18 protein-coding genes are annotated in these 24816 nt (G+C 35.9%); 13 read left to right on the top strand and 5 right to left on the bottom strand.

Annotated features, from left to right (window positions below):
- The first annotated feature begins 543 nt into the window (after positions 1-543).
- The 3 genes from BUB90_RS03580 (at position 544) to BUB90_RS03570 (ending at position 5469) form a co-directional block, all read left to right on the top strand.
- Complete coding sequence (locus tag BUB90_RS03580) at positions 544-2136, top strand: DEAD/DEAH box helicase (protein WP_073282924.1); 1593 nt, start codon at positions 544-546, stop codon at positions 2134-2136.
- A gap of 268 nt (positions 2137-2404) precedes the next feature.
- The gene (locus BUB90_RS03575; protein ID WP_073282921.1) at positions 2405-4594 is read left to right on the top strand and encodes an alpha-galactosidase; all 2190 of its coding nucleotides are present in this window, start codon (positions 2405-2407) and stop codon (positions 4592-4594) included.
- 116 nt (positions 4595-4710) lie between these two features.
- Complete coding sequence (locus tag BUB90_RS03570; protein ID WP_073282918.1) at positions 4711-5469, top strand: hypothetical protein; 759 nt, start codon at positions 4711-4713, stop codon at positions 5467-5469.
- A gap of 134 nt (positions 5470-5603) precedes the next feature.
- Here BUB90_RS03570 and xylB read toward each other — a convergent pair whose 3' ends face one another.
- From xylB to BUB90_RS03555, 3 genes are all read right to left on the bottom strand, one after another.
- Entirely contained in the window at positions 5604-7073 is a 1470-nt protein-coding gene (gene xylB / locus BUB90_RS03565; RefSeq protein ID WP_073282913.1) for a xylulokinase, read from the bottom strand.
- Positions 7074-7363: 290 nt separating this feature from the next.
- Positions 7364-7909, bottom strand: coding sequence for an NADH peroxidase (locus tag BUB90_RS03560; protein WP_073282910.1), 546 nt, complete (start codon positions 7907-7909; stop codon positions 7364-7366).
- Positions 7910-8238: 329 nt separating this feature from the next.
- A complete protein-coding gene (locus BUB90_RS03555) occupies positions 8239-8637 on the bottom strand; it encodes a Fur family transcriptional regulator (RefSeq protein ID WP_073282907.1) in 399 nt (132 codons plus the stop codon).
- Between the two features lie 430 nt (positions 8638-9067).
- On the opposite strand from BUB90_RS03555, the gene BUB90_RS03550 reads away from it, so the two are divergent.
- From BUB90_RS03550 to BUB90_RS03525, 6 genes are all read left to right on the top strand, one after another.
- Positions 9068-9553: an NADH-quinone oxidoreductase subunit NuoE family protein gene (locus BUB90_RS03550; RefSeq protein WP_073282904.1), complete on the top strand. Its 486-nt coding sequence runs from the start codon at positions 9068-9070 to the stop codon at positions 9551-9553.
- A 266-nt stretch (positions 9554-9819) separates the two neighbouring features.
- Positions 9820-11673 (top strand): NADH-quinone oxidoreductase subunit NuoF, encoded by a 1854-nt coding sequence (locus BUB90_RS03545; RefSeq protein WP_084139066.1) that lies wholly within the window; start codon positions 9820-9822, stop codon positions 11671-11673.
- A gap of 29 nt (positions 11674-11702) precedes the next feature.
- Positions 11703-13463, top strand: a complete 1761-nt coding sequence (locus BUB90_RS03540; RefSeq protein WP_073283769.1) for an NADH-dependent [FeFe] hydrogenase, group A6 — start codon at positions 11703-11705, stop codon at positions 13461-13463.
- Positions 13464-13498: 35 nt separating this feature from the next.
- Positions 13499-13741, top strand: a complete 243-nt coding sequence (locus BUB90_RS03535; RefSeq protein ID WP_073282901.1) for a (2Fe-2S) ferredoxin domain-containing protein — start codon at positions 13499-13501, stop codon at positions 13739-13741.
- Between the two features lie 14 nt (positions 13742-13755).
- On the top strand, positions 13756-15483 hold the full coding sequence (locus BUB90_RS03530; protein WP_073282898.1) for a [Fe-Fe] hydrogenase large subunit C-terminal domain-containing protein: 1728 nt from the start codon (positions 13756-13758) through the stop codon (positions 15481-15483).
- Between the two features lie 43 nt (positions 15484-15526).
- Positions 15527-16699, top strand: a complete 1173-nt coding sequence (locus BUB90_RS03525) for a SpoIIE family protein phosphatase (RefSeq protein WP_073283766.1) — start codon at positions 15527-15529, stop codon at positions 16697-16699.
- Between the two features lie 154 nt (positions 16700-16853).
- On the opposite strand, the gene asnS is transcribed toward BUB90_RS03525, so the two are convergent.
- On the bottom strand, positions 16854-18245 hold the full coding sequence (gene asnS, locus BUB90_RS03520) for an asparagine--tRNA ligase (RefSeq protein ID WP_073282894.1): 1392 nt from the start codon (positions 18243-18245) through the stop codon (positions 16854-16856).
- A gap of 454 nt (positions 18246-18699) precedes the next feature.
- Between asnS and BUB90_RS03515 the strand changes: the two genes are divergently transcribed.
- From BUB90_RS03515 to BUB90_RS03505, 3 genes are all read left to right on the top strand, one after another.
- Positions 18700-20532, top strand: a complete 1833-nt coding sequence (locus BUB90_RS03515) for a B12-binding domain-containing radical SAM protein (RefSeq protein ID WP_073282891.1) — start codon at positions 18700-18702, stop codon at positions 20530-20532.
- Positions 20533-20556: 24 nt separating this feature from the next.
- Complete coding sequence (nth, locus tag BUB90_RS03510) at positions 20557-21252, top strand: endonuclease III (protein WP_073283763.1); 696 nt, start codon at positions 20557-20559, stop codon at positions 21250-21252.
- Between the two features lie 108 nt (positions 21253-21360).
- A complete protein-coding gene (locus BUB90_RS03505) occupies positions 21361-22074 on the top strand; it encodes a 3'-5' exonuclease (RefSeq protein ID WP_073282888.1) in 714 nt (237 codons plus the stop codon).
- A gap of 21 nt (positions 22075-22095) precedes the next feature.
- On the opposite strand, the gene BUB90_RS03500 is transcribed toward BUB90_RS03505, so the two are convergent.
- Entirely contained in the window at positions 22096-22710 is a 615-nt protein-coding gene (locus BUB90_RS03500; protein WP_073282885.1) for a hypothetical protein, read from the bottom strand.
- A gap of 367 nt (positions 22711-23077) precedes the next feature.
- Between BUB90_RS03500 and BUB90_RS03495 the strand changes: the two genes are divergently transcribed.
- Positions 23078-24643 carry a VanW family protein gene (locus BUB90_RS03495; protein WP_073282882.1) on the top strand — a complete coding sequence of 522 codons (1566 nt, stop codon included), beginning with the start codon at positions 23078-23080 and terminating at the stop codon, positions 24641-24643.
- The last annotated feature ends 173 nt before the right edge of the window (positions 24644-24816 follow it).

Below are 24816 nucleotides of genomic sequence, written 5' to 3'. Positions count from 1 at the left end.
TTAACGGAATGTTAGTGCAATTAAAATCTTAGCATCTACATAGATAAAGAAGAATCAAAAGTTGCTACATGAATCTGTGAAAGGGTACTTGAGTAGCAACTTTTTTGTGTATAGTTCTATGGAATAGTATGATTTTAACAAGATAAATGTTTGAGATTTTGCAATTGATTATTTATACAAATATCAAAATTATTTTTATACAAATTAAAGTAAGCTTTCTTGACATTTACATAGGTACATGTTATACTTCACAAGAACGAAATGTGAAAGTTAGGCAAAATGCCTAAAGATGGTATTAGGATTGGTTGTTTATTTCGTTGTACGTAATTGTTTTCTTTTATTAGAAAAATTTGAGAAATTATGGATTGTTTCTTCAATATAGAAGTTATAAAATAGTTACAGATAAGAAATAATATAAATGCGATGCTTCACTAAATTAAGGTACTCTTAGTCCCGGGTTGTTAGGCTAAGGGTTTTTTTGTGGAAATCTACTTCGACGCTGATTCTTATATCAAGTAAGAACAGAAAGGATTAATTATAGAAATGGAAACAGTTAGATTTGATGAGTTAAATTTATCCGCTCCCTTATTAAAAGGGATTATTGAGATGGGATTTGAGCAGGCAAGCCCAATACAAGCAAAAGCTATACCTGTAGTATTAGAAGGAGGAGACATCATTGGTCAAGCACAGACTGGTACAGGAAAGACAGCTGCTTTCGGTATCCCACTACTTGAATCAGTTGATCCAAAGAGCAAGCACCTTCAAGCTGTAGTTCTTTGCCCTACTAGAGAGTTAGCGATCCAGGTTGCTGAAGAGATCCGTAAATTAGCGAAATTCCTTCACGGAATTAAAGTATTACCAATCTATGGTGGCCAAGATATTACAAAACAGATTCGCTCTCTTAAAGCCGGAACACAAGTTGTTATCGGTACTCCAGGACGTGTTATGGATCATATGAGAAGAAAAACTGTTAAGTTTAGTGAAGTAAAGATGATTGTACTTGATGAAGCAGATGAGATGCTTAACATGGGATTCCGCGAGGATATTGAAACGATCCTTAAGGAAATGCCAGAAGAACGCCAAACAGTATTATTCTCAGCTACAATGCCTAAGCCAATTATGGATATCGCTCGTACGTATCAAAAAGATGCGACTATAATCAAGGTTGTTAAGAAAGAATTAACAGTACCAAAGATCGAACAGTATTACTATGAATGTAAACCAAAGAACAAAGAAGAAGTTCTATCAAGATTGCTTGATATGTATGACCCTAAATTATCATTAGTATTCTGTAATACGAAGAAGATGGTAGATGAATTAGTTACTTCCCTAAAAGGAAGAGGATATTTTGCAGAAGGTCTTCACGGCGATTTAAAACAACAACAAAGAGACCGTGTAATGAATGGATTCCGTAATGGAAAAACAGAAATCTTAGTAGCGACTGATGTAGCTGCTAGGGGTATTGACGTTGATGATGTAGAAGCAGTATTCAACTATGATGTACCACAAGATGATGAATTCTATGTTCACCGTATTGGTAGAACAGGTCGTGCAGGAAGAAAAGGTAGAGCCTTTACTTTCGTTGTAGGAAAAGAAGTTTATAAATTAAAAGATATTCAAAGATATTGTAAAACAAAGATTGTATGTCAACCAATTCCATCAGTTAATGATGTTGCTAATACAAAGGTTGAGAAGATTCTTAATAAAATTGATGAATTAATCAAGTCAGAAGATCTAAGTAAGATGGTAGATTTGATTGAATCTAGAGTGAATGAAGAAGATTACACTTCACTTGATGTAGCTGCTGCTTTCTTAAAGCTTGCAATGGGTGATAATGAGCAAAATGATTCGATATCTCCTGAATCAGTTGATTTTGGTGATACTGGCGCTGGAGAAGGAATGGTTCGTCTATTCATCAATATCGGTAAAAAACAAAATGCAAGACCAGGAGATATCCTTGGAGCTATCGCTGGTGAAACAGGTATGCCAGGTAAATTAATTGGTACCATTGATATGTTTGATAAGTATACATTCGTTGAAGTGCCAAAGGAATATGCTGCTGAAGTAGTTCAAGTTATGAAGGATGCTAAGATCAAAGGAAAGAGCATCAACATCGAACCTGCTAATAGAAAGTAGTAGTTTAATGATGATGACTCATTAAAAAGTCGACAAAAAATAATAATATATGTTGAAGGGCTGTCCGTTTTTTGGAAAACGGACAGCTTTTTTGCGTCATGGGAATTTTTGTTCTAATAATAGAAATAGTTTAATTAAATTATTAAGCGACTTTTGGACTAAAATTAATTAGAGAATGTTAAAAAATTAATTGATTATTCTAACAAGTCAAGTTACAATGGAAGTATATTAACAATACTACTAACGAAGATAAGTAATGGAGGAGACTATGGGAATTACATATTTCAATAACAGCAAGACATTCAAGCTTGATACTAAAAAATCAACGTATATGATAGCTATCGTGGATAAAGAACAGTTTATTGGTCATGTTTATTATGGAAAGAGGATAGAGGACGAGGAGATGTCATATTTACTCAGAATCTATGAGCCTCCTTATATTCCAACGGAGAACAACAGGGATCGTTGTTCCTTCTATGATACATTTCCAACAGAATATTCTACACATGGGATAGGAGACTATCGAGACTCTGCATTAAAGTTACGCAGTGAAGATGGACACACTGCCAGTAGATTACAGTATGTAAGCCATGATATAAGTAAAGGTAAAGAAGGTTTAAAAGGATTACCAGCAACATTCGGAGATGATTCAAGTTGTATGACATTGTCCATCACATGTGAAGATGTATTCACAGGGATAGAAGTTGTATTGTCATATAGTGTCTTTGAAGAGGAAGATGTTATAACAAGAGATGTTAAAATTATTAATAACACAGATAAAACCATAATGATTGAAAAGGCATATTCTTGTTGTCAAGATTTTGATGGTGTTGATTATGACCTAATTACGTTACATGGTTCATGGGCAAGAGAAAGACATGTTCAAAGATCACCTCTTTCTCTCGGCAAACAAGGGGTTAACTCCGTACGAGGGGAATCTAGTCATCAAGAACATCCATTCATGGCATTGTGTGCAAGAGAGGCTACAGAAGATTTTGGTGATGTATATGGTTTTAGTTTTGTGTATTCCGGTAACTTTAATGCGCAAGCAGAGGGAACTCAATTTAATTGTACGCGCTTGTTAATGGGAATTAATCCAGAAGAGTTTAATTGGTTATTAAAGTCCGGTGAACAGTTCCAAACTCCAGAGGTTGTAATGACATATTCAAGCGAAGGTATTGGCCAGATGACTCGTAACTTTCACAACATTTATAGAAGACATCTAATCCGTAGTAAATACAGAGACCAAAAGCGCCCGATTCTAATTAACAACTGGGAGGCAACCTATTTTGATTTCAATAAAGAAAAACTTGTGTCTATTGCAAAGCAAGCATCTGAATTAGGAATTGAGATGTTAGTAATGGATGATGGTTGGTTTGGAAATCGTTTTGACGATAACCGTGCTCTAGGTGATTGGTTTGTGAATGAGGATAAAATTGAAGGTGGTTTGAAGTCATTAGTCGATGAAGTGAATGCCCTTGGTATGAAATTTGGTATTTGGTTTGAACCGGAGATGATTTCGCCAGAATCTAAATTATATGAAGAGCACCCTGATTGGGCAATCCAGATTGAAGGAAAGCCAATGACATTAAGCAGAAATCAATATGTTCTTGATATTGGACGTGAAGAAGTACGTGAGTATATCTACAACCGTGTAAAAGATATTCTAACAAGTGCAAATATCGAATATGTAAAATGGGATATGAATCGTCAGTTAACGAATCTAGGAAGTAGAGTATTAAATAGTCAACAGATGGGAGAACTATCTCATCGTTACGTTCTTGGGGTTTATGAGATGATGGAACGCTTGGTTACGGATTTCCCCGACCTATTATTAGAGAATTGTTCTGGTGGTGGAGCAAGATTTGACGCGGGTATGTTATATTATAGTCCACAGATCTGGTGCTCAGATAATACAGATGCAATTGAGAGATTGGAGATCCAACGTGGTACAGCCATGGTTTATCCTCTTTCTACAATGAGTGCACACGTTAGTGACTGTCCAAATCATGCTACAGGCAGAGTAACACCGTTCAAGACAAGAGGACATGTAGCGTTAGCAGGAACATTTGGATATGAGTTAGATGTAACGAAGATTTCGAAAGAAGATAGGGACATGATTCCAGAACAAGTTGAGATGTATCACCAATATGCAAGATTAATTCAAAGTGGTGATTATTACAGAATAGCCAATGTTGCAGATACCAAATATTATGATTGTTATGAAGTAGTTGCAGCGGACAAGAGTGAAGCATTAGTTACGTATGTTATTGTAACGAACCTTGCAAACTCACATAGTAGACGTATTCGCCTGAAAGGTCTTCAAGAGGATGCGCTATATGCATGGGAGGGAACAGATTTAGTAATGACAGGTGCTGCTTATATGAATGCAGGTATACTAATTCAGCAAATGTGGGGAGATTATCAGTCAACATTGATTCATCTTGTTCGTCAATAGAGACTAACCGTTTATTATACTATATTGCAATTCGTAGAGAAGTTTATTACAATTATATTATGATAATTAATGATTACTGATATGTATGGAATATAGTATAGTTTGGAGTAAAGCGCATGGTAGATAAGGAACGGTTTGATATAGTTTGCGATATGGTGGTCAATTCTGTCGCAACAAGAGATGGAATAGGAACATTAAGTGAGAAAACATTACATTCCGTATTAAAGAATTATTATGAACCTGATAGCAGTAAACAGGAGATTAAGATAGGTGCCAAAGTTGCTGATATTATGAATGAATCTGGTATCATTGAAATACAGACACGGCAATTCAATAAACTTAGGGGGAAGTTAGGTGCTTTTTTACCTAAACATCCAGTTACGATTGTGTATCCAATCGCAGCTTGTAAATGGCTATGTTGGATAGATGAAACAACAGGAGAAATAACACCAAGAAGAAAATCCCCTAAGAGAGGAAAACCTCATCAGATTTTTGTGGAATTATATAAGATTAAAGAATATCTGAATAATCCCAATCTAAATCTAAGAATTGTAATGGTAGAAGTAGAAGAATATCGTTTTCTTAACGGGTGGAGTAAGGACCGAAAGAAAGGATCTAGTTGCAGTGATCGAATTCCCATTGGATTAGAGGAAGAGATTAGTATTGAAACCGTAGCGGATTATAGTAAGATGATTCCTGATGAATTGCCTGTGCAATTTACTACGAAGGATTATTCGAAGATAGCAAAGGTATCTGTTACATTAGCGCAAGTGTCGTTGAATGTGATGTGTAGTGTTGGCGCAATCAGTCTTGTTGGAAAACAAGGTAGGCTGAAATTATATGAACGCAATTATAATAAGGATAAGAATTTGTAAAAGACTATTATTAAACGATAATAATAATGATAAAACAATGAAGACGATTATTTGTATTAAGTTTTTTATAACATAAAAGAAGAAGCTGTCAAACGACAGCTTCTTCTTTTATGTTAATTTGCATTGTAGTATTATTATTTGATTACATTGAATACATCTTTAAGTGCAGGATATAGCATAGTAAATTTCTTGTATTGTTGGTCATATGCTGATATAAGTTCAGAATCTGGTTCTACAGAATCAACTACTTGAATTAATGCACTTGTTGCTTCTTCAACGGTAGCATATTCTTTACAACCTACACAAGCTAGGATAGCAGCACCAAAGGCTGGACCTTCTTCGCTATTGATTGTATCAACAGTAACGTTCATTACATTGGCAATAATCTTCTTCCACAATGGACTCTTTGCACCACCACCATTAATACGAGTGCGTTCGATTGTTACACCAAGAGAGCGTGCGATTTCAAGGCAATCTCTTAAAGAATAAGCAACACCTTCTAGAACAGCTTGTGTCATATCTGCACGCGTTGTATTCATTGTCATACCGATAAAGGTTCCTCTAGCATCTGGATTGTTATGTGGAGTACGTTCCCCCATCAAATAAGGTAAGAAAAATACGTTGTTTTCACCTAGTTTGTTAATTTCTTTTTGTTCTGTAGCATAATCTTTTGTTCCGATGATTTCGTCCATCCACCATTTGTTTGAAGCAGCAGCACTTAATGTTACCCCCATAAGATGATATTTTCTATCTGCATGAGCGAACGAATGTAATGCATTATTATCATCTACAGCAAAGTTTTTACTTGCGATGAATACAACACCAGAAGTACCAAGTGAGATATTACACATACCATCACCAACTGTACCAGTACCAACGGCAGCAACAGCTTGATCGCCGCCACCAATAATAACCTTAACAGTTGAAGGGAAATTCAATTCTGTGGCAACTGCCTCTTTAACAGTGCCAATAACATCTGAACTTTCATGAATTTCAGCTAATTGGTTCTCAGTAAGGCCAAGAATCGTAATCATATCTTTTGACCAACATTTATTCTTAACATCAAGTAGTAGCATACCAGAAGCATCTGATACATCTGTACAGTGATTACCAGTTAGGCGGTAAGCTAAGTAGTCTTTTGGTAACATGATTTTTTGAATACGTTCGAAGTTCTCTGGCTCATTATTCTTAACCCATAGTAGCTTAGGAGCAGTAAAGCCAGTAAGTGCTATGTTCGCTGTAAACTGAGATAATTTCTCACGTCCAATTTCGTTATTAAGGTAATCACATTCTTTTTGTGTACGACCATCATTCCATAAGATAGCTGGACGTATAACTTGATCATCTTTATCAAGAATAACAAGTCCATGCATCTGGCCACTAAAGCTTAATCCATTTATCAATGTAGTGTCACATTCGGCGGTTAGCTCTTTCAAACCAGCAATTGTTGCATTGTACCAATCTTCTGGATTTTGCTCTGACCAACCTGTTTGTGGGAAGAAAATTGGATATTCTTTTGAAACGATTTTCTTAATATCTCCTGTTGCATCCATAAGAAGAAGTTTAACCGCAGATGTACCTAAATCAATACCAATATATAACATGTAAATACCTCGTCCTTTCTATGTACTGGTGCTACGCAGTATTTGTTTAATCATTAAACTATATATTTAACATACTATAAATTTGACGGTTTGTCAATGAATACAAGATGATGCTTTATACATATTGCATAGCTACTTGGTTACCTACCTTAAGAAAGCAAAAAAAGATTACCATAGAAGTGTAGGGACTACATTACTGTAGCAATTGGGGGAACACTTCATATGATAATCTTTCTAATATATAAGCTAAGGGGGGGAGGAGTTATATATTATTTTATATTTATAGTAAATTATTTACCAAAATATCTTTCTAATAGACCTTGGAATGCTTTACCATGTCTAGCTTCGTCTCTGGCCATTTCATGAACTGTGTCATGGATTGCATCAAGGTTAGCAGCTTTAGCACGTTTAGCAAGATCGAATTTACCAGCAGTAGCACCGTTTTCAGCAGCTACTCTTAATTCAAGATTTTTCTTAGTGCTATCTGTTACTACTTCGCCTAATAACTCAGCAAATCTTGAAGCATGGTCTGCTTCTTCATAAGCAGCTTTTTCATAGTATAAACCGATTTCAGGATATCCTTCTCTGTGAGCAACACGTGCCATAGCAAGGTACATACCTACTTCTGTACATTCACCAGTGAAATTATCTCTTAAGTCCTTAAGAATATCTTCGCTAACACCTTGAGCAACACCAACCACATGTTCAGCAGCCCAAGTCATTTCACCTACTTGTTCTGTGAATTTATCAGCGCCTGCGCCACAGATTGGACATTTATCTGGAGCAGAATCTCCTTCGTGAACATAACCACATACTTGACATACAAATTTTTTCATACTAATTTTCTCCTTTTCATGTTTGCTTTATGTTCTAGAGAGTTATTAAACTTTCTAGCTTTAAATTAAAAATAGTAATCATTACTGATATTGTTATGATACATTAGTTGAGAAACTTTGTCAAGTATATATTTAATTATTTTTATTTTTTTATTTTAAAGTTGATATGTTTATTATTACTGCATAGTGTTTGAAAGCTACGAATTAATATGCGATAGAGAAAGGCGTAGGGGTGTGTGGCATAGATAAAACGGCTATAAAAAACCATATATATAATAGCGATATATCATATATATGGTTTTTTATAGCCGTTTTATACTAAAATTGAATTAAGAATACTTCTCTGTTTTTAAGCATTTCTCACATGTCCCGTAAAAGTAAACAGTATGACCATTAATTTTTCCTGGGAATGAGGCATTAGCAATTGCATTAATGTGATCAATAGAGTCCATTTGAAGATCAATAATTTCGCCACACTGGCTACAGATAAGGTGATAATGTTGACCAATGTTTGCATCAAAACGATCACTTCCGTCACCACAGGAGATCTTGATAATTTCACCATGTTCAGCCAAGAGACTAAGATTACGATAAACAGTACCTAAACTGATATTGGGATATAATTTCTTTATATTCATATAAACTGTATCGGCAGTGGGGTGACAGGTAGTACTTGCAAGATACTCCTTAATGGCTTCTCGCTGTCTACTATATTTTAGATTAGTCATAGTAACCTCCTTATCGAGATAATAGTAATCATTATTAATTATATGTTGATAAATAGAAATTGTCAAGGTATAACAACAAGATAATATAGTAAGCAAGGAGGTGAAAATGAATACTTCATAATTTGACATAATATACAAAATATAATCAATAATAAAGTGGATGATGAAACAAGTCACTAATGTGTTTACATTGATTGGAATGTTTGATATAATATATCTATTAAACATCATTGATAAAAGTTTAACAAATGGTGCATAATAGACAAAAGAGAGGTGGAAGTAGAATAAGCAAATATACATAAAATTGATCGCTAATGTCATATAGTAATATCTATAATATTCTCAATTAATGGACTAGTTATTGTGACTCATCGTTTCCGAAAGTAAAGTTGTTAGACTGATTGTACTATTATTAGGAGGTGTAGGCAACATGGCAATAGATAGTTTGTCAAAAGAGAAGTTCGAAGAATTGGGCGCATACATAGATTCGCTTCCTTCTAAAAAAGGAGAATTAATACGTGTTCTTCATCGTGCACAAGGTATATTCGGGTATCTCCCAAAAGAGGTACAGTTCTTTGTAGCGAGAAAGATGGATGTCCCAACATCTAAAGTTTACGGAGTGGTAACATTCTATTCTTATTTTTCTATGATTCCAAAAGGTGAATATAACATATCTGTTTGTCTCGGTACTGCTTGTTATGTTAGAGGAGCAGAGCCTGTATTAGATGAATTTAAAAAGCAGTTAGGTATATCCTGTAATGAGACCACTGCAGATGGTAAATTCTCGTTAAATGCGCTTCGTTGCGTGGGAGCTTGTGGATTAGCTCCAGTTGTTATGGTTGGTGACGAGGTTTATGGTAGGGTAACGAAGGATATGGTAAAAGACATACTGGCATCTTGCCTTAGTCATAATTAGCCAAACTGTAATGCCTATTTTCTCATCTAGGGACTCGGCATCACTCTATGTAACCATCGTTACATGTCGCTTAGCTTCCTTGTAGAGTGAAAATACCCAATACAGTTTAGCCTAAGATGGATAGGCAAGACATCTGCTGAATATTAAGTTATGTATATTCGGCAATTTTTCGCGCGTAATAAAACGGAAAAGACTAACAATCAAGGAGTTAGCGGGTTGTGCTTCGCACAAGGTCGCCAGACTTTGAAAGGAGTAAGTGTATTCATATGGCAAAGATTAATTCGATTGAAGAACTTTGTAATGTTAAAGCCAAAGCATTGGAAGCGCAGAAGAATCAAAAAATAACAATTCTTGTTTGCGGGGGAACTGGTTGTAAATCTGCTAATTCTGATTTAATTGTTAAAAATCTAGAGGAGGAACTAGCTTCGGAAAACCTTGCGGATCGTGTTGCCGTTCTTATGACAGGATGTTTTGGTTTCTGTGAAAAAGGACCAATTGTGAAGATTCTTCCCGACAATACCTTCTATACAGAGGTAAAACCTGAAGATGCCAAAGAAATTATTCAGGGTCACATTGTGAATGGTGAGAAGGTAGAGAGACTTTTATATAAGGATCAAAACACTGGAGAATCCATTCCCGATTCGAAACATATGAACTTTTACAAGAAGCAGATGCGTATCGCATTAAGGAACTGTGGTTATATAGACCCAGCAGTAATAGAACAGTACATAAGGGAAGATGGCTATCAAGCACTTGCAAAATGTCTTACAACTATGGAAGCGAAAGACGTCATTCAAATTATGAAAGATTCGGGGCTTCGTGGTAGAGGAGGAGCAGGTTTCCCTACAGGACTTAAGTGGGAGATAGCAAGTCGATATGATGCAGATGTAAAGTATGTAGTATGTAATGCAGATGAGGGTGATCCAGGAGCGTTCATGGATCGTTCTATTTTAGAAGGTGATCCACATAGTGTTGTTGAAGCTATGGCGATTTGTGGATACGCAATTAACGCAACGAAAGGTCGTGTGTATATTCGTGCAGAATATCCACTTGCAATTACAAGACTTGAAAACGCAATCAAATCAGCTAGAGAATATGGATTATTAGGAGATAATATTCTTGGAACAGATTTTAGCTTTGATATTGAGATTACATTCGGTGCAGGAGCTTTCGTGTGTGGTGAGGAAACCGCTTTGTTACATTCTATGGAAGGAAGTCGTGGAGAACCAACAACAAAACCACCATTTCCAGCAGAGAGTGGTTTCTTTGGAAAACCAACGAATGTGAATAATGTGGAAACCTATGCTAATGTTGCACAGATTATATTGAAGGGAGCAGATTGGTATCGTTCCATTGGTACGGAAAAATCTGCAGGTACGAAGGTGTTTGCCTTAGCAGGTAAGATTAATAATGTAGGATTAATTGAAGTTCCTATGGGTATTACGCTTCGTGAAGTTATCTTTGATATAGGTGGAGGAATTAAGGACGGGAAGAAATTCAAGGCAGTTCAAACCGGTGGCCCTTCTGGTGGTTGTCTAACGGAGAAAGATTTAGATACTCCAATTGATTTTGATAACTTAATAGCGAAAGGCTCAATGATGGGATCTGGCGGTATGATTGTTATGGATGAAGAAAGTTGTATGCCAGCGGTAGCTAAGTTTTATCTAGAGTTTACCAAGGAAGAATCTTGTGGAAAATGTACCCCATGTCGTGTCGGTACCACAAGATTATTAGAATTACTGACTTTAATCTGTGATGGAAAAGGCGAGATGAAACATTTTGATGAACTCAGAAACCTTAGCCAGGTTATTAAAGATACTGCATTGTGTGGTTTAGGACAGACGGCTCCAAATCCAGTATTATCAACACTTGATGCCTTCTATGATGAGTATGTAGCCCATGTTGTTGATAAGAAATGTCCAGCAGGAGTATGTCGTAAGCTACTATCTTATAAAATTGATGTGAATAAGTGTAAGGGTTGTACATTATGTGCTAGAACATGTCCTAACAATGCAATTGAAGGCAAAGTTAAGGAAACACATGTTATTAAAGATGAATTATGTATCAAGTGCGGAGCTTGTATGGAAAAATGTAAATTCGGTGCAATATCAAAAGGCTGATGAGGGAAGGAGTGATTCTTTTGGCAGACATGAAATCAATAAATGTAGTAATAGATAGGAAGCAGGTAAGTGTTGCCCCTGGTAGTACAATACTAGATGCAGCGCAAAGTATTGGTATAGACATACCAACACTTTGTTATATGAGATTACATAACACGGAATATAAGTGCCAACCAGCATCTTGTCGTATATGTGTTGTAGAAGTGGAGGGGAGAAGAAATCTATGTCCTGCATGTGCAACACCAGTTATGGAGGGTATGGTTATTAAGACAAGTAGTATGCGTGTTCTTAGCGCACGTAGGATGATTGTTGAATTAATGATATCAGATCATCCCAATGATTGTTTAACTTGTACCAAATCTGGAGCATGTGAGCTTCAGGATTTGGCAAGAAAAACAGGTGTTGTGGATATTCATTTATCAGGGAAATCACAGTCTGAATATGAAATAAGAGAGAATAAAGCCATTGTACGTGATATGTCCAAGTGCATTATGTGCCGTCGTTGTGAGCAGATGTGCTCGGATATTCAATCCGTTCATGCCTTATCAGGTGTAGATCGTGGGTTTGAATCGGTCGTTGGAACTGCATTTGATGAATCCTTAGACAATACTATGTGTGTCGGATGTGGGCAATGTGTAGCTGTCTGTCCAGTTGGAGCACTTATGGAAAAAGACGATACGGACCAGGTAATAAAAGCACTTGCTGATACTGATATGACAGTTGTGTTCCAGACAGCTCCCGCTACAAGAGTAGCAATCGGGGAAGAGTTCGGTTTAGAGCCAGGAACGGATGTAACAGGTAAGCTGGTTACTTCGCTTAAGGATTTGGGTGCGGATTATGTATTTGATACAGATTTTGCGGCAGATCTTACCATTATGGAAGAAGGAACAGAGTTAATCGATAGATTAAACAAGTTCTTGAATGGTGAGAAAACGGCATTACCACTATTAACTTCTTGTTGCCCAGGCTGGGTGAATTTTTATGAGTCTAATTATCCAGATATGTTGGATTTACCATCTACTGCTAAATCACCTCAAGGTATGTTTGGTGCGGTTGCAAAGAATTACTTTGCAGAGAAATTAAACATTGATCGTAAGAAGATGTTTGTTGTATCAGTAATGCCATGTACTGCCAAAAAAATTGAGGCAGACAGAGAAGAATTAAAAGAAGACGGTAATCCAGATGTGGATGTAGTTCTTACAACAAGAGAAGTAGCACGTCTTATTAAGTTAGCCAATATAGATTTTGTAAACCTCCCAGATGGCGATTACGATAGCCCGCTTGGGGAATCAACAGGTGCAGCGGTTATCTTTGGGGTAACTGGAGGGGTATTAGAGGCGGCTTTGCGTACGGTTTATGAAGTCCTAGAGAAGAAGACGTTACCAAGGGTTGAATTCGAAGCAGTTAGAGGATTCGATGGTTTGAAAGTAGCTACGGTTACGATTGTAGGGCAGGATATTAATGTTGCGGTTGCACATGGCCTATCCAATGCAAGAAAAGTTATGGAAGAGATTAAGAATGGTAATCCAAGGAATCTACATGCAGTTGAAGTTATGGCATGTCCAGGAGGTTGTATCGGCGGTGGCGGTCAACCATATCATTATGGTGACGGAGATATATTGAAGGCACGTACGAATGCAACTTACCAGATTGATGAGGCGAAGGTAATTAGAAAATCTCATGAGAATCCTGCAATTAAAGCACTTTATGAAGAGTATTACGAAGAACCAGGTAGTGAGATTGCACATCATCAATTACACACACGTTACACGTATCGTGAAAGATATTAGTGTAGGCTATTGTTGTTAACTTGGGAGGTAGGAATATGATTGTTACAGTTTGTATAGGTAGTTCCTGTCATCTAAAAGGTTCACGGGAAATTATAGAAAAGTTACAACATTTACTACACGAAAATAAATTAGAAAAGGAAGTTGAACTTCGTGGTTCATTCTGTATGGGTGAATGCATGAATGGAGTATGTGTAAAAATCGAGGAAGAATTGTTTTCCCTTAGCCCAGCGGCTGTGGAAGAGTTCTTCTTGGAACAAATTCTTAAAAGACTGACATAAGGAAGGGTGGAGCTATGAACGTAATTGGTTTTAAAGAGGCAAAATGTAAGAATTGCTACAAATGTGTTAGAACTTGTGAAGTAAAGGCGATACAAGTTAAAAATGAACAAGCACAGATTATAAATGACATGTGTATTCTATGTGGACATTGTCTAGAAGCATGTCCACAAAATGCAAAAACATTCATTAGTGATCTAGAGAAAGTAAAGGATTACATTGCAAGCGGTTATAAAACAGTTATATCCATAGCTCCTTCTTATGCAGGTATTATGAAGTTCAATAACTCAGGACAGATTGTTACGGCACTCAAGAAATTAGGTTTCTATCAAGTTCGCGAGACCGCTGAGGGAGCAGTCTATGTTACGAATGAATATGAGCGATTAATTAGAGAAGGAAAGATGCGTAATATTATTACGACAAGTTGCCCAAGTGCAAATGATTTAATTGAAATCTATTATCCAAGTTTAGTAGATGAGATGGCACCTGTTGTATCGCCAATGATAGCGCATGGAAAAATGATTCGAGAGGTTGTAAAAGAAGAAGTTAAGATTGTATTCCTTGGTCCATGTATGGCAAAGAAACGTGAAGCCCAAGGGGATGAAAGAACAAGGGGATACATAGATGCAGTAATTAATTTTGAGGAAATAGAGAAGTGGTTAGCAAAGGAAAAGATTAACATTACGGATTTGGAACCAATGGAGTTTGATAATAGTAATCCTGCGGTGAATCGTCTGTATCCTATTAGTAGCGGAGTAATTAGTTCGGTTGTTGCAATGGAAGACGACGCAGAAGTAAGGAAATATCGTAAACTCTATGTACATGGTATTAAGAATTGTATGGAATTGTTTGCAAGTATGGAATGTGGAGAAGTAGAAGGTTGTTTTATTGAAGCGAACATATGTAATGGTGGCTGTATTAAGGGACCAGCGGTGAGCAGGAAAGAGATCTCGCGGTTTAAGGTGAAGTTAGATATGGAGGAATCCATTCGAAAGGAAGCTCCAAATCAAAACGAATTCCATAATTTAAATAAAGAGTCTTTGGCTAAAACTTTCAAAAACCGTGCATCAGAAGAACCGATGCCATCAGAAGATGAATTAAGGAAGATCTTAAAGAAAACTGGAAAGGTGAAGAGGGATCAAGAACTTAATTGTGGTGCTTGCGGTTATCCAACGTGCAGGGATAAAGCAATTGCCGTATATCAAGGGAAAGCAGAATTAACGATGTGTATACCATATATGCATGAGAAAGCACAATCAATGGCTAACATAGTGCTAGATACTACACCGAATATAATTATTGTTGTAGATGTTGATATGAAGATTGTTGAGTTTTCAGGGGCTGCTACAAGGTACTTTCGTGTAACAAGAACAGAAGCACTTAATAAGTATCTCTATGAGTTTATTGACCATACGGATTTTGAAGAGGTAATGTTGACTCATAATAACATCTATGGTAAGAAGGTAGATTATCCAGATCGTAAGTTAGCTACGTTGCAGAATATTGTTTATATAGAGGAACAGAACAATGTTTTAGGAATTTTCCAAGATATCACTAGGGTGGAAGAGAAAAAACAACAAGCATATAAGGTGAAAGTAGAGACAATTGAGATGGCGCAAAGAGTAATTGATAAGCAGATGTTAGTAGCACAACAAATTGCTGGGTTATTAGGTGAGACGACAGCAGAGACGAAAGTAACGCTAACGAAATTAAGAGATACCATATTGAATGACGGAGAAGAGTAAGTCGATGAAACCATTGGCTTTGCAGCAGGGGGGGAAGAACGATATGAGTATTAGCATAGATGTATCCTATAAGAGCTTAAACAAGCATCATGAGGAATTGTGTGGAGATAAAGTCGAGATATTAAAGACAGAAAACTCTAATATTATCATTCTAGCAGATGGAATGGGAAGTGGTGTTAAGGCAAATATTCTTGCTACATTAACTTCTAAGATATTAGGTACTATGTTTTTGAATGGTGCAAAAATTGATGAATGTGTAGAGACAATTGTTAAAACATTACCGGTATGTCAAGTTAGGCAAGTGGCATACTCTACATTTAGCATCTTACAGATTTTTCATGATGGGAAAGCGTATCTTGTTGAATTTGATAATCCGAGTTGTGTGTTCGTAAGGGATGAGAAGTTGATTCGCCTTCCGTTTACAGAACGAATTATTGCAGATAAAAAGATTCGCGAATGTAGATTTGACGTTAAGCTAAATGATTGTTTGGTACTTATGAGTGACGGAGTGATTCATGCAGGTGTCGGTCAGGTGTTAAACTTCGGCTGGACTTGGGACCATATGGCAGAGTATACCCTTGAATCAACGAAGAAGACGTTATCAGCATCAAGATTAGCTTCCATCCTTAGTAAGGCATGTGATGATTTGTATATGCAAACACCAGGTGATGATACAACCATAGCAGTAGCTAGAATTATTGATAGAAAGGTTGTTCATATCTTCACAGGACCGCCAAGGAGGAAAGAGGATGACGAGACCTTAATGCAAGATTTCATGAGTGGAGAAGCACAAAGAATCGTTTGTGGTGGCACAAGCGCCAATATTGTATCGCGTGTTTTGAATAGAGAAATCATGACTTCTTTAAATTATATTGATCCAGACATACCACCAACAGCTCATATTGATGGATTTAGATTGGTGACAGAAGGGGTATTAACCTTGAATCGGGCAGTATCTCTTTTGAAGAAGTATGTGGAAGAGAGTATTGATGAGAATTTCTTTATGGAGCTGGACAAAGAGAATGGTGGGTCTAGGTTGGCTAAGGTATTAATTGAAGAATGTACTTCCCTCAAGATGTATGTAGGAAAAGCCATCAATGTAGCTCATCAGAATCCTAATCTACCCTTTGATCTTAGTATTCGCATGCATCTTGTCGAACAATTGAAGGACTATATGAAGAAGATGGGGAAAGAAGTAACGGTGAAGTATTACTAAGGCTATCGGTAAATCAAGTATAGTAATAAAGAGAAGGACCATTGCAAACCAGAGAATAGTTTGTAATGGTCCTTCATAGTCATCATGATGACTATGTTATCATATGAGTTCGCATAGCGTACTTTCTATTAGATATAAGTATAAAAAGTATATCTTATAATTCGCAGTTATTAACTGTTCTTGGGAATGGGATTACGTCACGGATGTTTGTCATACCTGTTAAGTACATTACACATCTTTCAAATCCAAGACCAAATCCAGCATGTCTAGTGGAACCGTATTTTCTAAGGTCTAAGTAGAAGTCGTAATCTTCTTCTTTTAATCCTAATTCATTCATACGAGCAACTAATTTTTCATAGTTATCTTCTCTTTGGCTACCACCAATGATTTCACCGATACCAGGTACAAGTAAGTCCATGGCAGCAACTGTTTTATTATCATCATTAAGTTTCATATAGAAAGCCTTGATTTCTTTAGGATAATCTGTTACGAATACTGGTTTTTTGAATACTTGTTCAGTAAGGAATCTTTCATGTTCTGTTTGTAAATCACAACCCCATGATACTTTGTAATCAAAGTTATCGTTGTTCTTTTCAAGAATTTCGATTGCTTCTGTATAAGTAACATGTCCAAAATCAGAAGATGCTACATGTTGTAAACGTTCGATTAATCCTTTATCAATGAATGAATTGAAAAAGCTCATTTCTTCTGGAGCATGTTCAAGTACATATTTGATTACGTATTTGATCATGTTTTCAGCAAGAATCATATCATCCTTTAGGTCAGCGAATGCGATTTCTGGTTCAATCATCCAAAATTCAGCCGCATGTCTTGTCGTGTTAGAGTTCTCAGCACGGAAAGTTGGTCCGAACGTATAGATGTTACGGAATGCCATCGCATAAGTTTCACCATTTAACTGACCACTTACGGTTAGGTTTGTTTCTTTACCAAAGAAATCTTGTGAGTAATCAACACTGCCATCTTCAGTTTTAGGTACTTCATTCATATCTAGAGTAGTAACTCTAAACATTTCACCTGCACCTTCACAGTCACTACCTGTGATTAATGGAGTGTGAACATATACGAAATCTCTTTCTTGGAAGAATTGGTGAATAGCGTATGCGATAAGAGAACGTACACGGAATACAGCTTGGAAAGTATTCGTTCTTGGTCTTAAGTGAGAAATTGTTCTTAAGTATTCCATTGAGTGTCTCTTCTTTTGAAGTGGATATTCAGGAGAGGAAGCACCTTCGATTTCGATTTCTTCTGCTTGAATTTCGAAAGGTTGTTTTGCTTGAGGTGTTGCTACAAGTTGTCCTTTGATAACGATTGCAGCGCCAACATTTAGTTTGGAAATATCAGCAAAGTTGCTTAATTTGTCACTGTACACGATCTGTAATGTTTCGAAGAATGTTCCATCATTAACAACGATAAATCCGAATGTTTTGGAATCACGAATACTTCTTACCCATCCACCTACTTCAACTGTTTGGCCGATGAATTTATCTTTCTCTTTGTATAACTCTCTAATTGTAACTAGATTCATCTTAGATTAACTCCTTTAACATAATAATATTAAGTATTTTTGACAGTTTTGCCACAAAATCTTCATAATCTTTTTTTATTATAACATAATTAATTGGTAATACAAGTATTACTATTCAGCCTTTGGCTTCATAGCAACAAATTATGTGCATCTAATTAGGGAAAACCTTGTCTATACAATTATTAATAGAGTGTGCTATACTACTAGGATATAAAGTCAATTGCGAAACTCTACTACATGCCTAAGACATACCTGTGTTTTAAGGCTGTCTACTACAATTTGCTTAAAATTGTGTTACTCACCCATACAATAAAAGCATTGTATGTGACGTTAACACAATTCAGCAAATAGTAACGACAGACATAAAACACATTGTTATGTCTTTAGACATTACAAAGAGTTTCGCAATTGCCTAATTAAGATATAACAATTAGGAAGGAGTAAGATTTTAGCTATGAAAGTCTTATTAGCAGCTATTAATGCAAAATATATTCATTCTAACTTGGCAGTTTATTGTTTGAAGTCGTATGCGAAGAAATACGAAAATCATATTGAACTAGCTGAATTTACGATAAATCATTATACGGATTATATTATTCAGGAGATTTATAAGAAAAAGCCAGATGTCTTAGCATTATCTTGTTATATCTGGAATATAGAGATGGTAGAAGAGGTTGCAGAAGAATTGCATAAACTTTTACCGAATATGAAGATATGGTTAGGTGGACCAGAAGTTTCCTATGATGCGAAAGAAAGAATGGAGCGTATTCCGTATCTTACTGGTATTATGATTGGAGAAGGAGAAGAGACCTTCTTGCAATTGATGGAACATTATGTAGATGGAAAAGGGAAATTAGAAAATATAAAAGGACTAGCCTTTCGTGATAACATGTCTGAAGGGGAAGGGGTTAAGGTAACCTCATCAAGAGAACAATTAGATTTAAGTACAGTTCCGTTTCCTTATGAGAATATAGATGATTTTAAGAATAAGATTATCTATTATGAATCAAGCCGTGGGTGCCCATACTCCTGCAGTTATTGTTTATCTTCTATTGATAAGAGGGTTCGTCTCCGTAATATTGATTTGGTATTACGTGAACTAAAAGTGTTCTTAGATAATAAGGTTCCACAAGTAAAATTCGTAGATCGAACTTTTAATTGTAATCGCGCACATTCATTAGCAATCTGGAGATTTATTCATGAGAATGATAATGGAATAACGAATTTTCATTTTGAGATCTCAGCGGATATATTAACGGAAGAAGAACTAGAAGTCTTATCAAGGATGAGACAAGGATTGGTGCAGTTAGAGATTGGTGTGCAATCCACCAATGAAGAGACAATTCAAGCAATTGATCGTAAAATGAACTTGGATAAATTAAGAGAAGCAGTTGACCGTGTGAATAGTAGTTTGAATATTCATCAACACCTAGATTTAATTGCGGGTCTTCCATATGAAGATTATGAGTCCTTCCGCAATTCTTTTAATGAAGTATATTCGATGAGTCCAAATCAACTACAGCTAGGATTTTTGAAAGTACTAAAGGGTTCTGCAATGCACACGTTTAGTAAACAAGGTTGTATCACGTATAAGAACCACGCACCATATGAGGTATTATTTACAGATTGGCTGTCTTATGACGAAGTGTTACAATTAAAACAAGTCGAAGATATGGTAGAGGTGTATCATAATAGTGGGCAGTTTACGTATAGTATTCAGTATTTGGAACAATTCTTTGAGACACCTTTTGATTTCTATCAAGAAATTGGTCGATATTATGAAGAACAGAAGCTAAATAGTATGAGTCATACGAGAATGAGCCGTTATGAAATATTACTTCGATTTATGGGTGAGCGTATTCAAGATAAGGCAATAAGTGAGAAGGCTGCGTATACATTTGATAGGAAGGTACTAGAAGCGATCCTCTTATATGATCTATATCTAAGAGAGAATCTTAAGAGTAAACCAGATTTCTTATCAACAAACGAAGTAGAACGTGAGATCTATCACCATTTCTTTGTGGAAGAAGAGTCTGTTAAATCATATCTTAAGGGGTATGAGGAGTATACTGGTAAGCAAATTAGTAGATTGACTCATATGGAGAAGTTCGCATATGATATTATTGAATCAGCAAGTACGGGACAAGCCATAGTAAAAGAAGAATATATCCTATTCGACTATAAGAATAGAAATCCACTTGATCATGCAGCTTGTACCCACATATTTGAGAAGAGGAATGAAACGGAGCTATATTATATAGGAAACAAGGAAAAGGCGTTGTTGTAAGGATTAGAAAGATAGGGAATGTTTATGGCAAAGAGAAGAATAACTAAGGCGGAGAAGGAAAGAATTAGGCAGATTCTTGATAGACTTGATATGACGTATTCGAGAGAATATAAGTGCTATCTGAATCATGAGAATGCATGGCAATTATTAATTGCTACAATGCTCAGTGCACAATGTACAGATGAAAGAGTTAATATTGTCACAAAGGATTTATTCAAGAAGTATCAGTCGTTAGAAGATTTTGCAAAAGCAGACTTGAAGGAACTAGAAAAGGATATCCATTCTACCGGCTTTTATCGTAATAAAGCAAAGAATATAATAGCATGTGCGAATAAGATTATCTTAGAGTATGGCGGAGAAGTTCCAAGAACAGTAGAAGAATTAACCTCCCTTGCAGGGGTAGGAAGAAAAACAGCTAATGTCATACGTGGAAATATATATAATGAGCCTAGTATTGTTGTAGATACCCATGTAAAACGAATTTCTAAGAAATTAGGTCTTACGAAAGAAGAAGATCCAGAGAAGATTGAATTTGACCTTATGGAGGTTCTTCCTAAGGACCACTGGATTTTATATAATATACAAATCATCACACATGGGCGTGGTATCTGTACAGCAAGAAATCCACAATGTAGTGAATGTTTCCTTCAAGATTTATGTAAGGCTGGTGGAGCCACAACTGCGAAACGTCAAACTAAGACAAAGGCAAAAACAAAGTAACAGGATGCAATTGCGAAATTCTACTTTGTGCATAAAACACTTTGGTGTCCATTAAGTACTATAAAGAGTTTCGTAATTGTTTATGAATGCAGTGCAGAGGAGGAAAGTATGTGTAGAGATTACGTAGCACTTGATATAGAAACAACCGGATTACGACCTGAGCAAGATGAGATTATTGAGATTGGAGCTGTAAGATACAAAGAAGGTGTACCAGTTGAGATATATTCTTCTTTAATTAAGCCAAACGCAGTAGTATCATCAAGAATTACCGAGATAACAGGGATTACCAATGAGATGTTGAAAAACGAACGCTCATGTAGAGAAGTCTTATGGGAGTTTCTTGCGTTCGTTGGAGATGAAGATATTATTGGTCATAACATTCGATTTGATTATAGTTTTTTAAAGGCGCACGCTTATAAACAAAAGAAAGGTTTTGATAATAAAGCAATCGATACGCTCTATCTTGCAAAAAAATTACATCCAGAGCTTGAGAGTCGTGCACTTAGTGCGATGTGCCTACACTATGGAATAATCAATGAACACGCACATAGAGCATATGATGATGCGAAAGCATGTGCCGAGTTGTATGAAAAGATGTATAATCAATTTGGTGAAACTAACACAGAATTATTTCGAGCCAAGGTGATCAACTACAAGGTAAAAAAGGAAGAAAGTATCACAAATAGACAAAAATTCTACTTGAATGATTTAATGAAATATCATAAAATAAATCTTGAAACGCCAATTGATAGTTTAACAAAAAGCGATGCTTCAAGGTTAATTGATAAAATTATATTAAATTATGGAAGAATTTCTTTTTAAATAATAATGTTTTGGTCAATACTATTCACAAAGAAGACTCTTAAGATAGCTGATTACAGTATTTTTATTTGGGCTATTCATAAGTTTGGCAGCTTCTAATAAAGATTTAATCTGTTCTGTACTATTTGATGATGAATAGATATCACCAAGTAAAGTATACGAAGCAGCAATGTCTGTTTTACAAGCAATAGCGAACTCTAAAACGGTGCTAGCACCTGAGAGGTTGCTTGAATTGTATAAGGCTTTTCCCCATTGTTGAAGAGTTCTAATCAATTCAGTATATCTGTTATCGCAGTCCATAAGGAATGGGAAGTTTGCAGCACCATAAGCTAATTTGAGGTCGGTGTTTGTTTGGTTTGAAAGGTTTAACAATTTTCTATCTGCAAGTCTTTTGATCGTATCTTGATACCGATTAATATCACTATTATCGGTGTCTTGAAAGGGAAGAGACTCCATAGGAATTACGATATAAGGAAGATTAGAGATATCTTTTTTACGAACAAAATTAGCTTCTCGTTCTCTATCCCAAAAGGTTTTAGAAGCAGTCTCTCTATTTTTGTTTGTTTTTGATGACGAAGATCGAATCAAGATAGATATAAAGCCAAGGGTAAAGATTATTGATAAAATCATGATCATGTGGTAACGCACCTTTCTGATAAAAATAAAATAATTTAATAAATAATATAAATAAAGAGGTGATAAAATGATTAATTTTAATAACAAAAAAACAAAAAAAACTATTTCAACAGTAATAATCATAATTTTAGTTTTATCTATGATCGTTCCAGTAGTACTTGACGCATTCGTACGATAGTTTAGTAGAATACAGGTTATTTTGATTTAACTATACATAATAATTATAAAGTTGTCAATTAATCAATAATAGGCAATATTGAGTATAAAATGGCCACATAAGGCTATGAATAATTACTTGATAAATTTATGAATTATGTTAAAATGTAACCTAGGTTATTAGAAGCGTAAATAAAAGGGGATAATGTAAATGAATAAGAAAAAGATTACCCTAATAGTGGTAAGCGCAGTACTTCTAGTGGCAATTATAGTAACTGGGGCGTATATAACAATATCCGCTTCCATTGATGATAATACCATCTGTAAGGGAGTATTCATTGAATCCGTAGATGTAGGCGGAATGACAATGGAGCAAGCGCAAGAAGCAGTCGATAATTATATCGCTGATAGGGCGAAGAAGAAAATTACCATACAAGTAGATAAGGAGTCTGTGTCTAGTACACTTCAAGAACTTGGATACCAAGTTAATGAGAATGATGTAATAGCAGAGGCGATGAAGATTGGAAAATCAGGAAACATTATTAAAAGATACAAAGAAGTTAAAGATGTTGAAAAAGAAAATAAAATCTTTGACTTAGATTTTACTATGAATCAGAAAAAAGTCCGCGATCTAGTGATAGAAGATTGTACGAAGTACGATGTTCCAGCTGAGAACGCGACTATGAAACGCGAGAATGGTGGATTTGTTTTCACAGAACATGTTGTTGGAAGCAAAATAGACGTGGATGCGACAGTACAAGCAATCAGCGATTCTATTATGAATGACTGGGATGGTCAAGATATTGTGATTACAGCTACTGTTATTGAGGATATTCCAGAATATACAGCGGATGATTTAAGAGCATGTACAGATGTTCTTGGTACAGCGACAACAAACTTCTCAGATTCCAAACAAGCTCGTGTTAATAATGTTGCAGTTGCGACAAACTTTGTTAATGGAACAGTAGTATATCCAGGTGAAACATTCTCTGTTTATGAGTCTATTGCGCCTATCACAATTGCCAATGGATATATGAAGGCTGGTGCCTATGAGAACGGTCTTGTTGTAGAAAGTGAAGGCGGTGGTGTTTGCCAAGTTTCCTCAACATTATATAATACAGTATTAAAATCAGAATTAGAAATTGTGGAAAGAGCACCACATTCGATGATTGTATCGTATGTAAAACCTTCCGCAGATGCTGCAATAGCTGGAACCTATAAAGACCTTAAGTTTAAGAATAGTACAGATGCACCAATCTATATTGAAGGGTATCTTGTAGGTAGAAATGTTACATTTACAATCTATGGTAAGGAGACAAGACCTTCAAATCGAAAAATTGAGTATGTCTCAGAAGTTTTAGAAACAACGCAACCACCAGCAGATGTAATAACAATTGATGAGTCATTACCATCTTCTTATTATAAAGTAACTTCTCCAGCGCATACTGGTTATAAGGCGCGTTTATGGAAAGTAGTTTATGTAGATGGTGTAGAGACAGAACGTATTCAAATTAACTCAAGTTCTTATAATGCTTCTCCAAGGTACGTTACAAAAGGTAAGGAAGAAGTAAAAGAAGAAGAACCTACGGACGAAGAAGATAAGAATACAGATAAAGATAAAGATAAAGATAAGGATAAAGACAAAGATAAAGACAAAGATAAAGACAAGACTGAGATAGATAAACCTGCTACAGATGACGTTACAGGCGAAGAAGGTACTCCTAATGAGGAGAATAATTCACAAACGGAAGATGAAGAAGTAAGCGGAGAGGAATAACTAGGCTTGTTTAAGTCGAGAGAACCATCGACTTTGATATGGAGGCTTTTACACGAATGTTTTTCGAAAATCAAACGATTCTAAAGTTGTGATCACTTGAAAATTTTGTGTAAGGGCCTCTTTATATTTTAGTGTAAGGTTGGAAGAGTTTTAATATTATGAAAGGAGCCATG

It is taken from the genome of Anaerosporobacter mobilis DSM 15930 (genome assembly GCF_900142955.1).
Classification (GTDB): Bacteria; Bacillota; Clostridia; order Lachnospirales; family Lachnospiraceae; genus Anaerosporobacter; species Anaerosporobacter mobilis.
Note: the sequence above shows the minus strand (reverse complement) of the source record. Positions and strands in the feature narration are given on the sequence as shown.